The organism is Acidaminococcus sp. HCP3S3_G9_1 (assembly GCF_052122455.1).
GTDB lineage: Bacteria > Bacillota > Negativicutes > Acidaminococcales > Acidaminococcaceae > Acidaminococcus.
Genome location: NZ_JBQKCH010000002.1, coordinates 55957 through 70088, shown reverse-complemented (window position 1 = coordinate 70088; position 14132 = coordinate 55957). Strand labels below are relative to the sequence as shown.

At 58.8% G+C, this 14132-nt stretch carries 12 protein-coding genes; 11 read left to right on the top strand and 1 reads right to left on the bottom strand.

Going from position 1 to position 14132, the window contains the following annotated elements; genetic code table 11:
* Positions 1 to 96: 96 nt before the first annotated feature.
* The 5 genes from mfd to ACTQY1_RS01795 all read left to right on the top strand — a co-directional run bounded on the left by mfd (position 97) and on the right by ACTQY1_RS01795 (position 6688).
* The gene (gene mfd / locus ACTQY1_RS01815) at positions 97 to 3375 is read left to right on the top strand and encodes a transcription-repair coupling factor (RefSeq protein ID WP_441368854.1); all 3279 of its coding nucleotides are present in this window, start codon (positions 97 to 99) and stop codon (positions 3373 to 3375) included.
* A gap of 76 nt (positions 3376 to 3451) precedes the next feature.
* A complete protein-coding gene (locus ACTQY1_RS01810) occupies positions 3452 to 5008 on the top strand; it encodes a putative polysaccharide biosynthesis protein (RefSeq protein ID WP_154488542.1) in 1557 nt (518 codons plus the stop codon).
* Positions 5005 to 5862 (top strand): nucleoside triphosphate pyrophosphohydrolase, encoded by an 858-nt coding sequence (gene mazG / locus ACTQY1_RS01805; protein WP_022487367.1) that lies wholly within the window; start codon positions 5005 to 5007, stop codon positions 5860 to 5862. The genes ACTQY1_RS01810 and mazG overlap by 4 nt, the downstream gene beginning before the upstream one ends.
* Positions 5863 to 6011: 149 nt before the next feature.
* Positions 6012 to 6287 (top strand): HU family DNA-binding protein, encoded by a 276-nt coding sequence (locus tag ACTQY1_RS01800; RefSeq protein ID WP_012938958.1) that lies wholly within the window; start codon positions 6012 to 6014, stop codon positions 6285 to 6287.
* 95 nt (positions 6288 to 6382) lie between these two features.
* Entirely contained in the window at positions 6383 to 6688 is a 306-nt protein-coding gene (locus tag ACTQY1_RS01795; protein WP_022487366.1) for an FtsB family cell division protein, read from the top strand.
* A 39-nt stretch (positions 6689 to 6727) separates the two neighbouring features.
* Here the strand turns inward: ACTQY1_RS01795 and ACTQY1_RS01790 are convergent, their stop codons facing one another.
* Positions 6728 to 7576 carry an Mrp/NBP35 family ATP-binding protein gene (locus ACTQY1_RS01790; RefSeq protein ID WP_154488544.1) on the bottom strand — a complete coding sequence of 283 codons (849 nt, stop codon included), beginning with the start codon at positions 7574 to 7576 and terminating at the stop codon, positions 6728 to 6730.
* Positions 7577 to 7826: 250 nt separating this feature from the next.
* Between ACTQY1_RS01790 and ACTQY1_RS01785 the strand changes: the two genes are divergently transcribed.
* The 6 genes from ACTQY1_RS01785 (at position 7827) to aroC (ending at position 14129) form a co-directional block, all read left to right on the top strand.
* Positions 7827 to 8429 (top strand): hypothetical protein, encoded by a 603-nt coding sequence (locus ACTQY1_RS01785; protein ID WP_022487364.1) that lies wholly within the window; start codon positions 7827 to 7829, stop codon positions 8427 to 8429.
* Between the two features lie 381 nt (positions 8430 to 8810).
* On the top strand, positions 8811 to 9824 hold the full coding sequence (aroF, locus tag ACTQY1_RS01780; RefSeq protein WP_441373749.1) for a 3-deoxy-7-phosphoheptulonate synthase: 1014 nt from the start codon (positions 8811 to 8813) through the stop codon (positions 9822 to 9824).
* Positions 9825 to 9845: 21 nt separating this feature from the next.
* Positions 9846 to 10718, top strand: a complete 873-nt coding sequence (locus tag ACTQY1_RS01775; protein ID WP_022487361.1) for a prephenate dehydrogenase — start codon at positions 9846 to 9848, stop codon at positions 10716 to 10718.
* Entirely contained in the window at positions 10699 to 11763 is a 1065-nt protein-coding gene (aroB, locus tag ACTQY1_RS01770; protein ID WP_022487360.1) for a 3-dehydroquinate synthase, read from the top strand. The genes ACTQY1_RS01775 and aroB overlap by 20 nt, the downstream gene beginning before the upstream one ends.
* A 4-nt stretch (positions 11764 to 11767) precedes the next feature.
* A complete protein-coding gene (gene aroA, locus ACTQY1_RS01765; protein WP_022487359.1) occupies positions 11768 to 13060 on the top strand; it encodes a 3-phosphoshikimate 1-carboxyvinyltransferase in 1293 nt (430 codons plus the stop codon).
* Positions 13041 to 14129: a chorismate synthase gene (aroC, locus tag ACTQY1_RS01760; protein ID WP_441368853.1), complete on the top strand. Its 1089-nt coding sequence runs from the start codon at positions 13041 to 13043 to the stop codon at positions 14127 to 14129. Before aroA ends, aroC begins: the two co-directional genes overlap by 20 nt.
* Positions 14130 to 14132 lie beyond the last annotated feature (3 nt).

The following is a 14132-nucleotide window of genomic DNA, read 5'->3' as shown; positions in this document are numbered from 1 at the left end:
GCATAAGCAACAGCCCTTCAAGCATTGACGGGGATTCTGCACATATTTTTTATGGGCAGAATCCCCCTTTCCCTATTTCCATAAAGAGAGAATTCTATGACAAATCAACTGACGAAATTGCTGCAGCAGGAAAAAAATGTCCAGGATGCAGCCGGGCTCTGGAAGAAGAAAGCCGGCCCCATCCAGCTTACCGGCCTCACAGGATCTGTGAAAGCCGGGTTTTTGTGCGCCCTGGAGGAAACCCTCCAGCCGGCCCGGCCTCTGGTGATCCTGACGGTGAACCGGGAAAGCATCCGGGCCCAGCGCCGGGAACTGGCCTATTTCTATCCGGATCTGGCCATGCGGGAACTGTATCCGGCCAGCCTGATCCACGGCCAGGTGGATACCCGGAACGAACAGATCATGGCGGAGCGGGCAGCGGCCCTGGAAATGATCGTCCGGAAAGAACCGGGGATCATCTTTGCCACCGCCGAAGCCGCCATCCAGAAACTGCCGGCCCCGGAATCCCTGGTCCGGGAAAACCTGAAACTGGCAGTGGGCCAGGAAATCGGCCAGGACCTGGTGGTGGAAAAGCTGGTGAAAGCCGGCTATGAACGGACGGAACAGGTGGATACCCTGGGCCAGGTGGCCGTCCGGGGGGACATCCTGGACGTGTTTCCCATCAACGGCAAGGATCCGGTGCGGATCGAATGGTTCGACAACACCATCGATGCCATGAAGCATTTCAACCTGGACACCCAGCGGAGCATCGGCGCCATCAAACAGGTGGGAATCATGCCCCTGGCGGTCCAGAGCCAGGAAGTCGGCGCCTCCCTGTTCCAGTACCTGTCCCCGGACCAGCTGGCGGTGCTGGATGAACCGGCAGCCTTTTTTGAAGAATGCCGGAAAAGCTTCGGGGACAACCGGGAATTTGCCGACCAGCTGCTGGAGGCGGAGACCATGCTCCTCCAGGCCGGGGAATGCCACCTGGTGACGGTCAGTGATCTGGGCCATCCCTATTTTCCGGAAGCCCCCAAACTCCATGTCCAGGTCCGGGCCATGGCCCCCTACAACAAGAACACCGACCTGCTCCAGAAAGACCTGAAGGGCTGGCTGGACCAGGGAGTCCATCCCCTGATCATGATGGGGACCCGGGACAAGGCGGCAGGCCTGGCGGAAAGCCTGAAAGGGGCGGGCCTTCCCATGGCCTTTGCCGGCCAGCTCCAGGAAGTGCCGGACCAGGGAGGAGTGGTCTTCCAGGGAAGCCTTACCAACGGGTTCTATTTCTGGGATGAAAAATGGCTGCTGCTTACCGAAAGCGACATTTTCGGCATGCAGAAAAAACGCCGTCTGGTGAAATCCAAGGGAAAGGGACCGGCTCTCAACTATTTCTCCGACATCAAGGTGGGGGATTACGTGGTCCACGATGTACAGGGCATCGGCCGGTACATGGGGGTGGAAACCATTGAAGTGAACGGGGTCCACCGGGACTATCTCCAGCTCCAGTATGCCAAGGGGGACAAGCTCCACGTGCCGGTGGAACAGGTGGGGCTCCTCCACAAATACGTGGGCAACGAGGGCACCCCTCCCAAACTGTCCAACATGGGCCGGAAAGACTGGCAGAAGACCACCCGGAAGGCCCAGAAGGCCATTACCATCCTGGCCACGGAACTGCTCCGGCTCTATGCCCAGCGGAAAATCACCCCGGGCCATGCCTTTGCTCCGGATACCCACTGGCAGAAGGAATTCGAGGACAGTTTCCCCTTTGAGGAAACCCCCGACCAGCTGAAAGCCATCGCCGAAATCAAGGCGGACATGGAAAAGCCCGTACCCATGGAACGGCTCCTGTGCGGGGACGTGGGCTATGGGAAGACGGAAGTAGCCATCCGGGCCGCCTTCAAGGCGGTCATGGACGGGAAACAGGTGGCGGTGCTGGCCCCCACCACAGTGCTGGCCCAACAGCATCTCCTGACCTTCTCCCAGCGGATGGGGTCCTTCGGAGTCCGGGTGGAAATGCTCAGTCGGTTCCGGACCCCCAAACAGCAGAAAGAGATCATGGAAAAGGTGGCGGAAGGCAAAATCGATGTGCTCATCGGAACCCACCGGATCCTGAACCCGGATGTGGAATTCCACGACCTGGGGCTTTTGATCATCGACGAGGAACAGCGGTTCGGGGTGGCCCAGAAAGAAAAAATCAAACAGCGCAGTGCCGGCATAGACGTACTGACCCTGTCCGCCACCCCCATTCCCCGGACCCTCCACCTGGCCCTGGTAAAGGGACGGGACATGAGTATCATCGAATCTCCTCCCGAAGACCGTCTGCCGGTGGAAACCTATGTGGCGGAATACGATGACGGGATGGTCCGGGAAGCCCTGGAACGGGAAATCCGCCGGGGCGGACGGATCTATTACGTCCACAACCGGATCGAAGGGCTCAGCCGGATCGCCGCCCATCTCCGGGAACTGGTCCCTGGGATCACCATCGGTATGGCCCACGGACGGATGAGCGAGGACGAACTGGAAGACGTGATGCTGGGCTTCTACCACGGGGATTTCGATGTGCTCCTGTGCACCACCATTATCGAAAACGGCCTGGACGTGCCTCTGGCCAATACCATCATCATCGACGGTGCGGAAAACTTCGGCCTCTCCCAGCTGTACCAGATGCGGGGGCGGGTGGGACGGTCCTCCCGGCTGGCCTACGCCTATTTCCTGTACAAAAAGGACCGGGTACTCAGTGAAGTGGCCCAGAAACGGCTCCAGGCCATCCGGGACTTTACGGAACTGGGGGCCGGGTTCAAAATCGCCATGCGGGATCTGGAAATCCGGGGCGCCGGGAACCTGCTGGGGGCGGAACAGCACGGCCAGATTGCCGGAGTGGGTTTCGACCTGTACTGCCGGCTGCTGGAAAAGACCATCAACACCCTCCAGAACGGGGGGAACCCGGACGAACCCATTGCTCCGGATCCGGTGATTGAAATGAAGCTGGATGCCTACATCCCCGACGACTACATCGACAATCCCCGGTACAAACTGGAACTGTACCACCGTCTGGGAGACATGAAGTTCGAAGACCGGAATGATCTCATGGACGAGATCATCGACCGGTTCGGCACTCCCCCCACCCAGGTGGAGAACCTGTGGCGGGTGGCGGCACTCCGGGATCTGTGCCGGAAGCTGCGGATCACCGGGGTGGCGGTGCGGCCGGGAGAAATCCGGATCACCTTCGATCCCCACAGCAAGGCCAATCCCGATGTAATCCAACAGCTGATCCGGGACTATGTGCCCCGGGCCACCATGAAGCTGGGGCCCCAGCCCCAGTTCGTGCTGAAAACCAAAGGCATGGAGGAACAGCCCCTTTCCTGGCTGGAAAAGAATCTTCCCCGTATGCTATAATCCTTTGAGTGAAGAGTGAAGAGTGAAGAGTGAAGAGTGAAGAGTGAAGAGTGAAGAGTGAAGAAAGGAGGCCGTGATGGCGGACCGGTTTATGAAAGGGACCCTGATCCTGACGGCGGCAGGGCTTATGGTGAAAATCCTGGGTTCGGTGAACCGGATCCTGCTGTCCCGGCTGCTGGGAGGTGAAGGCATCGGCCTGTACCAGATCGCCTATCCCCTGTATCTGCTGCTGGTGGCCCTGTCTTCTGCAGGGATCCCTGCAGCCATGTCCATCCTGATTTCCCGCCGGGCAGCCGCCGGAGACCGGCAGGGGGCCCGGCGGATCCTGGGGATTTCCGCCGGGCTCATGGCCCTGGCCGGAGTGTTTTTTGCCGCTCTGGCCTGGGCCCTGATCCCCTGGCTCATGGACGGGGGCATCGTCAAGGACGGACGGGCCCGGTACGCCATGCTGGCACTGGTGCCCGCCATCGGCATGTCCATTCCTGTGGCCTGCTTCCGGGGCTACTTCCAGGGGTTCCAGGAAATGACTCCTACTGCGGTGTCCCAGATCCTGGAACAGTTCACCCGGGTGGTGACCATGGTGCTCCTGGCCTGGGCCCTGCTTCCCTGGGGTCTTCCCTGGGGAGCTGCCGGAGCGGCTTTTGGGGCCGTGCCGGGAGCGGTGGTGAGCCTGGGGGCTCTGTTGTACTTCGTCCACCGGCAGCAGAAACGGTGGCAGCAGGAACCGGTGACGGCCCTGTCAGAAGAAAGACCCTCCCTGACCCGGACCGCCTGGCAGCTGGTGTCCCTGGCCCTGCCGGTGACCTGTGCCAATCTGATGGTGCCGGTGGTCAGCGGCATCGAAATGATCCTGGTGCCGGACCGGCTGCTGGCGGCGGGCTTTACGGTGGCGGATTCCACCCGGGCCCTGGGCTATCTGTCCGGCATGGCCATGCCCCTGGTAAACATGGGCACCATTCCCACCAACTCCCTGGCGGCTTCGGTGGTGCCTGCGGTGGCGGAAGCCAAGGCACTGGGGGACCGGCCCCTGATGGTGAGCAAGACCCGCCGGGCCTTCCGGTTCTTCCTGCTGCTGAATGTGCCGGCGGCGGTAGGGGTGTACCTGTTGGGGAACCCCATTTCCCAGGTGCTCTACGGCACTATCCATGCCGGGCGGGTCATTACGGCCCTGGCCCCGGCCATCCTGTTCCTGGGGCTCCACCAGGTGTCCACTGCCATCCTCCAGGGCCTGGGCCACACCCGGGTTCCCATGGTGAACATGTTCCTGAGTCTTTTTGTAAAAGTGGGGCTCCTGTGGACCCTCACCGCCAATCCGGTGTGGAACATCCAGGGGGCCGCCTGGGCCACCGATGCCAACCTGGCTGTGGCCGGTCTGGGGAACCTGCTGTGGATGCACCACAGTGACGGGCTCACCCTGCCCGGAAAGAACTGCCTCCGGATCGGCGTTTCCGCCGCCCTGATGGGAGCCGCCCTGTGGGTCATGGGGCCCGTCCTGGCCCGGCTTCCCCTGGGAAATGTGGTCCGGCTGGCCCTGGAGATCCTTGCGGGGGCACTGGTCTATGGCCTGTGCCTTTTGGCCACAGGAGAACTGAAACTCCGGGAACTGAAAAGAAAGAAAGAGGAAAAACGATGAAAACACTCCACGAAAAAGGGATCCACCAGCCGGGGGTCCTGGATCTGCGGCCTCTCATGGAACTGGTCCGGGTACTCCGGGAGCCGGGAGGCTGTCCCTGGGACCGGGTCCAGACCCATACTTCCATGCGCCGGGAACTGGTGGAAGAAGTCTATGAGATGCTGGAAGCCATCGACGACGGCAATGTAGCCGGCATGCGGGAAGAAATGGGGGATGTGCTCCTCCAGGTGGTGTTCCACGCCCGGCTGGCGGAAGAAGAGGGGCTCTTTGCCATGCAGGATGTAATCGATGATGTGGTGAAGAAGCTGGTCCACCGGCATCCCCATGTTTTCGGCGATACCAAGGTCACAGGGGCCGGGGAAGTGATGGCCAACTGGGAGACCCTGAAGGCTCAGGAAAAGACTGAACGGACCCATGCCCTGGATGGCATCGCCAAGGGGCTGCCAGCCCTGATGCGGGCCTACAAACTCAGCGCCAAAGCCGCCAAAACCGGGTTTGACTGGCCCGATGCCCCGGCTGCATGGCAGAAGGTGGAAGAAGAGAAAGACGAGCTCCAGGAGGCTGCAGCGAGCCGGGACAGGGACCGGACGGAAGAGGAACTGGGGGACCTGCTCTTTGCCCTGGCCGTCTATGCCCGGAAACTGGACCTGGAACCGGAAACCACTTTGAACCGGGCCAACAACAAATTCCAGCGCCGTTTTGAGCAGCTGGAAGCCCAGGTGAAGCAGGAAGGAAAAGAATGGAAAGACCTGACTCTGGAAGAACTGGAACACCGGTGGCAGGAGGCAAAGAGAGCAGTAGGGGACGGTCAGCGGTCAGCTGACCAACATGGGGGCACAGGTCGCGAGTCGTGACCCGCGACCGGGGCTGCGGCCCCTGCTCTGGCCCCTTGTTTTCAAGATTTTCCCAAAAAACACGTGCATTTTTCCTATGATTGTGCTAATATGACCATAGTCAGGCGCCAGCCATGCAGGCGCAATACCTATTTAGGAGGATTTATCTCATGAACAAAAGTGAATTGATTGCTGAAGTTGCGTCCAAAACCGCACTGCCCAAAAAAGATGCTGAAAAGGCTGTGAACGCTTTCATCGATACTGTTAAAGAAGCTGTTGCCAACAAAGATAAAGTACAGCTGATCGGCTTTGGTACTTTTGAAGCTCGCGTTCGGAATGCCCGCAGCGGCAAGAATCCTCGCACTGGCGAAACCATTGAAATTGCAGAAGCCAACGTTCCTGCTTTCAAAGCCGGGAAGGCTTTTAAGGATGCCGTAAACAAATAATTGGCAGATCCAGCAACCTGATGCTCCCGGTGTCAGGTTGCTTTTTTTATCCTCTGCAGGAGAGAATTTCCTTCCAGAGGTGGAAAGGCAAGAAAATGGGCCTTAAAAAGAAAAAGCGTTTGGACTGGGCGGTTATCGGACGTACCCTGCTTATCCTGCTGGTCGTCCTGCCTCCGGTGGCGCTGCTGGGTACAGCTCTCCAGCGGGGATACTGGATCTACCAGCTCCGTCAGGAAAGGATACGGACAGAAAACAAAGTCCAGCAGCTGAAAGCGGAAAACGACGCCCTGGCACAGGAAAAAGAGAACCTGGGCGATATCAAATACATAGAAAAAGTGGCGCGGGACGAGCATAATATGGTAGGGAAGAATGAGATCCCGCTGTTTATGGTGAAGAAGTGAAAAAAGGGAGCTGTTGCACATGCAACAGCTCCCTTTTTCTTACTTATCCTGTTCCACCACTTTATCCACAATGGCATCCAGCGCCTTTCGGCTGGCTTCACTGATGTTTTCCAGGGGATTGCCTTCGTCTTCGGCGGCCACCACCTGGGGATCGATGGGGATCCGGCCCAGGAAGGGCAGGCCTTTTTCTTCCGCCAGGGCCTTGCCGCCGCCAGCTTTGAAAATGTCCACTTCCTGTCCGCAGTGGGGACAGACGAATCCGCTCATGTTTTCGATGATGCCCCGGACAGGGATATGGCCCAGCTGGCAGAAGCTAAGGGATTTCCGCACATCGGCCAGGGCCACTTTCTGGGGGGTGGTGACGATGATGGCTTCCGCATCCTTGATGGTCTGGACCACGGTCAGGGGTTCATCCCCGGTGCCCGGAGGGCAGTCGATGATCAGGTAGTCCAAAGGATCCCATTTGGTGTCGCTCATGAACTGCCGGATGGCCCCCACCTTCAGGGGACCCCGCCAGATCAGGGCATCGTCCTGCTGGGCCAGGAAGCCCTGGGCGGACAAAAATTCCAGATGGTCGCTGTACCGGAAGGGAATCAGCTTTTCTCCTTCCACCTGGACGTGCTTGTCCATGAAGCCCAGCATGCCGGCCACGCTGGGGCCGTGGAGATCCACGTCCATCAGGCCCACATGGTAGCCCCGCTGGCTGAGAATCAGGGCCAAATCTACGGAAACCGTGCTTTTGCCCACGCCGCCTTTGCCGCTCATGACGACGATTTTATGTTTTACATGGGCCAGGAAATCGGCAATGGCCGCATCCTGGGGATTCTGCTTCGGATTGGATTCGCAGCCGGAGCAGTGGGAATGATCGCAGTGATCACATTCGCTCATTGAAAAAACCTCCCTCATAATCGATTGTCAACCTGTCCCTATTATAGATAAAAATCCAACTGAATGCAATCGGGTTACATTAGAATCAGTGAAGAGGGAAGAGGGAAGGACCTGGCGGGCCGCCGGTTGTGCGGCCCCTACGGATTTCCCCACCTGCTCCCTGAATTCCCCCTGACTCTTCGGTCAAAAACAGTGTATAATAGGGAAGAGAAAAATCCGGGTGCCTGGCACCCATAAGGAGTGAAAACCTATGATGTGGAAAAAAACCATGGCGGTGGCCCTTTTGGCAGCCCTTTGTGCGGCTCCGGCTTATGCTGCGGAACGGCCCAAACTGGCGGATGGAGAACTTTTTGTATCGGAACGGGTGGTGAAGGACGGCCGGGTGCTGTTCCAGGCGGCGGATGCCCACACGGACTGGGAACATGACAGTGAAAAGACCGTACCGGGCCTGGTGTGCACCGCCTTCATCCCTCCCAAGGGGGGAGCGGACGCTCCGGAACTGGCCAGCGTGAAAAAGCTGACCACCCAGCAGGAAAAGGTCCTCCAGGCCCGGCGCCGGTATTCCGGCCCCTCCTATGCCAACCAGCTGGTGCTCTATGCGGCTATGAACACCAACGGCCAGAACGGGAAGCTGGCCATTACCAAGGCGGAACTGTTCGGCCGGCTGCTGAATGTGACTGTGGCCATCCAGGATCCCACCGGTACCCAGGATGACGGCAGTGAAGCCCTGGCGGAAGAACATGTGGTGACCATCCCGGAAAAGAACCTGCCCCGATTCGGCAATCTCCGGGTCCGTTTCTCCGACGCCACCGGCCATGCCCTGGAAGATCTGGATGTGGCGTTGGAGAGGTAACAGCTCTTGTAACACCCATTACACATTCCCGTTTCAATCTGGCTCCAATTAATTCTCTATTGACGGATTTTGTAAACGGGAGTATTATAGATTCATTCCAATGGTTAAAGGCGGGTTGACAGATGACTCTTTCTTCTCTGAAATGGGAAACTGCATATGGCTTTACCTTTACCCAGAGCTATTATTTTGGCTTTGGTTATTTTGGCTGCCATGAACTGAACAGTTTGCCCATCGTGAAGAGAGACTGAGGCTCCGGCATTCCGGCGGTTTCCGTGAAGTGAAACCCTGAAGCAGACTCCTTGCGAGTCTGCTTTTTTTGTGGAGAGGCCCCCGTCAGAAAAAAAGTAGGATAGTAGGAAAGCAGGACAGGAGGAAAACAACATGATTATTGTAATGAAGAAGGGTGCACCCAAAGAAGCGTCTGAAAAACTGAAAAAGAGCCTGGAACAAAGAGGCTTCACCATCCATGACAGCATCGGGGAAAACCAGGAAGTCCTGGGGATCGTAGGGGATACCAGTATCCTGGATCCGGAAGATTTCATGGTGAATCCCTGGGTGGATAAGGCCATGCGGGTACAGGAACCTTTCAAACGGGCCAACCGGATGTTCCACCCGGATGATTCCATCATCGATGTAAGCGGCGTGAAAGTGGGGGGCAAAAAGCTGGCGGTGATCGCCGGTCCCTGCTCTGTGGAAGGCCAGGAACAGATGGATACCATTGCCGCCGCCGTGAAAAAGAGCGGGGCGGCCATGCTCCGGGGCGGGGCCTTCAAACCCCGTACATCTCCCTACTCCTTCCAGGGGCTGGGGGACAAGGGCCTGGATATGATCCGTCAGGCCGGCACCGCCAACCATCTGCCCATTGTAACGGAAATCATGTCCGCGGACAAAATCGATGAATTTGTGGAAAAAGTGGATCTGATCCAGGTAGGGGCCCGGAACATGCAGAACTTCACCCTGCTGAAGGAACTGGGGAAAATCAATAAGCCCATTCTGCTGAAGCGGGGTCTGTCCGCCACCATCGAGGAATGGCTCATGAGTGCAGAATACATTATGTCCGAAGGGAACGAAAATGTGATCCTCTGCGAACGGGGGATCCGGACCTTTGAAATCTATACCCGGAATACCCTGGACCTGTCCGCCGTCCAGGCGGTGAAGCGGCTGAGCCATCTGCCGGTGATCGTGGACCCCAGCCATGCCACCGGGAAGGCCTGGATGGTGCCCACCATGAGCAAGGCTGCCATTGCCGCCGGGGCTGACGGGCTGATCATCGAGACCCACAACGATCCCCAGCACGCCTGGTGTGACGGGGCCCAGAGCCTGTCCCTGCCGGAATTCGACCAGCTGATGAAGGACCTGAAGGTACTGGCTCCTGCGGTGGGCCGGGATCTGTAAGACGGAAGCGGGAAAGACATCATGAAGAAACTGCAGGATACTGTTGTTGCCATTGTAGGGCTGGGGCTCATCGGAGGCTCCTACGCCAAGGCCCTGAAAAGCCAGAAGGTGAAGCGGATCATCGGCATGGACCGGAACCACATCGTTTCTCTGATGGCCCTGGACGAAGGGTATGTAACGGAACTGGCCGATGAGGATCCGGAGCTCCTCCGGGAGGCGGATGTGATCATCTGCTGCATGTACCCCGGCGCCTTTGTACCCTTTGTGAAGGACCATGTCCGGTATTTCAAAAAAAATGTACTCCTGACCGATGTGATGGGGATCAAAGGCAGTATCCCGGACCAGGTGGATGCTCTTTTGGGACCGGAGATGGATTTCGTCCCCACCCATCCCATGGCAGGCCGGGAAGGCAAGGGATACAGCCAAAGCACCTCCCAGATCTTCCAGGGAGCCAATTTCATCCTGATCCACCGGGACAACAACCGGCCGGAACACCGGGAATGGCTCCGGAACATGGCCTATGAACTGGGCTGTGCCCGGGTGGTGGAACTGTCGGTGGAGGAACATGACAGCATCATCGCCTACACCAGCGATCTGCCCCATGTGATGGCGGTTTCCCTGATCAACAGCGATTCCATGCAGGAAAACACCAAGTACTTTGTGGCCGGGTCTTTCCGGGATGCCACCCGGGTGGCGGATATCAACGCCAAGCTGTGGAGCGACCTGTTCCTGTTGAACAAGGAACCGGTGCTCCGGGAGATCAACAAGCTGGAAATGCAGCTGGAACACTGGAAAAGCGCCCTCCAGCAGGATGACCGGGAAGAACTGGAGCAGATGATGGATCAGGCCAAAAAGAAAAGAAGGGACATGTTTTATGGAAAAAATCTTCGTTGATTTGGGGAAAGACTCCTATACCATCGAAATCGCACCTCATTCCTGGACCGGATTCGGGAAAAAGATCCGGGAACTGGCCCGGGGAAACAAGGCGGCGGTGATCACGGACCGGACGGTGGACAGCCTGTATGGAGCGGACCTGGAGCAGCAGCTCCTGGCCCAGGGGTTCCAGGTGCGCCGGGTGGTGATGGAACCGGGAGAAGACCACAAGAACCTGGACACCTACGGGAACATGGTCCGGGCCTGTGCGGATTTCGGCATGACCCGCAGCGATTTGGTAATCACTCTGGGGGGCGGCGTGCCGGGAGACCTGGGGGGCTTTGCCGCCGCCAGCTTCCTCCGGGGGGTGGACTTCATCCAGGTGCCCACCACCCTTCTGGCCCAGATCGACAGCAGCGTGGGAGGCAAGGTGGCGGTGGACCTGCCGGAAGGAAAGAACCTGGTAGGGGCCTTTTACCAGCCCAAAGGGGTGCTGATGGATCCGGAACTGCTCCGGAGCCTGGACCGGCGGTATCTCCACGATGGCCTGGCAGAAGTAATCAAATGTGCCGCCTTCGGGGATCCGGAGCTGTTTGCGGCCCTGGAAAATTTCTCCGGGGATGAGGACATCCTGGCCCATGCGGAAGAAATCAGCGCCGCCTGCTGCCGGATCAAGGTGAAGGTGGTGGAAGAGGACGTGCGGGACGTGGGCGCCCGGATGGTGCTGAACTTCGGCCATACCATCGGCCATGCGGTGGAGCGGTATTATCATTATGAAAAATACACCCATGGGGAAGGGGTGGCCATCGGCATGGTCCGGCTCACCCGGAACACGGAAAAAATGGGGATCACCCAGCCCGGTACCGCAGACCGGATCCGTCATCTCCTGGAAAAATACAACATTCCCACGGAAGATCCCATCAGCGATCAGCATATCCTGGAAGGGATCACCATGGACAAGAAAAAACGGGGGAACCAGATGACTCTGGTGATCGTTCCGGAAATCGGAAAGAGCCTGCTGAAAAAGGTGGACTTTGCCGATCTGAGACCCTATGTGAAAGGATGAGACCATGACCACACTGCGTATCGAACCTGGTTCTCTTTCAGGGACGCTCCGGGTGCCTTCTTCCAAAAGCATGGGGCACCGGGCCCTGATCTGTGCGGCCCTGGCAGGAGGCACCAGCCAGGTGGAAGGGGTCAGCCTCAGCCAGGATATCCTGGCCACCTGTGCCTGTCTCCGGCAGCTGGGGGCAAAAATCACTTCCCAGGAAGAAACAGGAGGACGGGCCCACTTTACCGTGGAAGGCTGCCGGCCCCATCAGACAGGGACGGTGCTGGACTGCGGGGAATCCGGGTCTACCCTCCGGTTCCTGATCCCGCTGGCTGCCCTGTGCCAGGAACCTTTTACCTTTGTGGGGGCCGGGAAGCTGGGCAGCCGTCCCCTGGAACCCTACGAAGCCATTTTCCGCCAGCAGGGGCTGGTGTTCCAAAAGGGAAGCGCTGAGGACAATTTTCCTCTGACGGTCCAGGGGCCGCTCCGTCCCGGCCATTTTTCCCTGCCCGGAGATGTGAGCAGCCAGTTCATCAGCGGCCTGCTTTTTGCTCTGCCGCTCCTGCCGGGGGATTCCACCCTGGAAATCACCGGGAAGCTGGAAAGCCAGAGCTACATTGCCCTGACCCTTTCCGCCCTGAAGCAGTACGGCATCAGCATTGAACACCAGGACTACCGGCAGTACCGGATCCCCGGGAACCAGCAGTACCGGCCCCGGGAAGGGGCAGTGGAAGGGGATTATTCCCAGGCCGCCTTCTGGCTTACGGCCGGGATGCTGGGCCGGACCATGACCCTATTGGGGATGGATCCGGAGTCTCTCCAGGGAGACAAGGCCATCATCCCCATTCTCCAGAAAATGGGCGGCCAGGTGGTCTTTGAAGGAGACAAACTGATCAGCCGGCCGGCGGACCCGGTGGGGACCACCATCGATGCCGCCGACTGCCCGGACATCATCCCGGTGCTGACCGTGGCCGCCGCTCTCAGCGAAGGCCATACGGAGATCATCCATGCGGAACGGCTGCGGCTGAAGGAATGTGACCGGCTGAAGGCAATGGCCACGGAACTGAACAAACTGGGCGCAAAAATTACGGAACGGCCGGACGGCCTTTCCATCGACGGGGTGGTGGAACTTACGGGAGGCACCGTGGACTGCTGGAACGACCACCGGATCGCCATGAGCCTGGCGGTGGCCAGCATCCTGTGCCGGGAACCTCTCACTCTGGTGGGGACGGAATGTGTGGCCAAATCCTATCCGGAATTCTGGCAGGACTTTGCAGCAGCAGGAGGACAGTATGAGCAGTGTAATGGGTGAACAGATCCGGCTGACCATTTTCGGGGAATCCCACGGACCCTCCATCGGCGTGGTGATGGACGGGCTGCCGGCCGGGATCGAACTGGATCTGGAAGCCATTGAAAAGGAAATGAAACGCCGGGCACCGGGAACCAGCAAACTGGCCACCCCCCGGAAGGAAAGTGACAGCTTTATCATTGAAAGCGGGTTCTTCAACGGGAAGACCACCGGCATGGCCCTGTGCGCCCGGATTCCCAACAGCAACACCCATTCCAAAGATTACAGCAAAATGAAGGAAATCATGCGGCCGGGCCATGGGGATTATGCAGGATATGTGAAATTCCACGGTTGCAACGACTACCGGGGCGGGGGCAGCTTTTCCGGACGGCTGACGGCGCCTCTGGTGTTTGCCGGGGCAGTGGCCAAGCAGCTGCTGGCCAAAGAGGGCATATTTATCGGGGCCCATGTGGCGTCTCTGGCCGGGATCCGGGACAGAAGGTTCAATCCTCTGGGAGAAGATCCGGAAACCTTCCGGGCCCTTTCCGGAGAGATCCTGCCAGTGCTGGATCCGGCGGTACGGGAGCCCATGGCCGCCCAGGTCACTGCTGCCCAGAAGGACAGGGATTCCGTAGGGGGCACCATTGAATGCATGGCAGTGGGCCTGCCTGTCGGCCTGGGAGAACCCTATTTCGATTCCGTGGAAAGCCGGCTGAGCCATGCCCTCTTTTCCGTACCGGCGGTGAAGGGCATTGCCTTTGGGGATGGATTCGCCCTGGGGACCATGCGGGGCAGTGAGGCCAATGATCCCATGGCATACCGGGACGGGAAAGTGGTGTGCACCACCAACCACAACGGGGGAGTCACCGGAGGCATCACCAACGGCATGCCCCTTTTGTTTACGGTGGTGATCAAACCCACCCCTTCCATCGGAAAGACCCAGCATACGGTGAATGTGGTTACCGGGGAAGACACCACCCTGGAAGTTACCGGGCGCCACGATCCCTGCATCCTGCCCCGGGCGGTGCCGGTGATCGAGGCGGTGACCGCCTGGACCCTGCTGGATCTGCAGCTTGTGGCACAGCGGAGGTAGAGC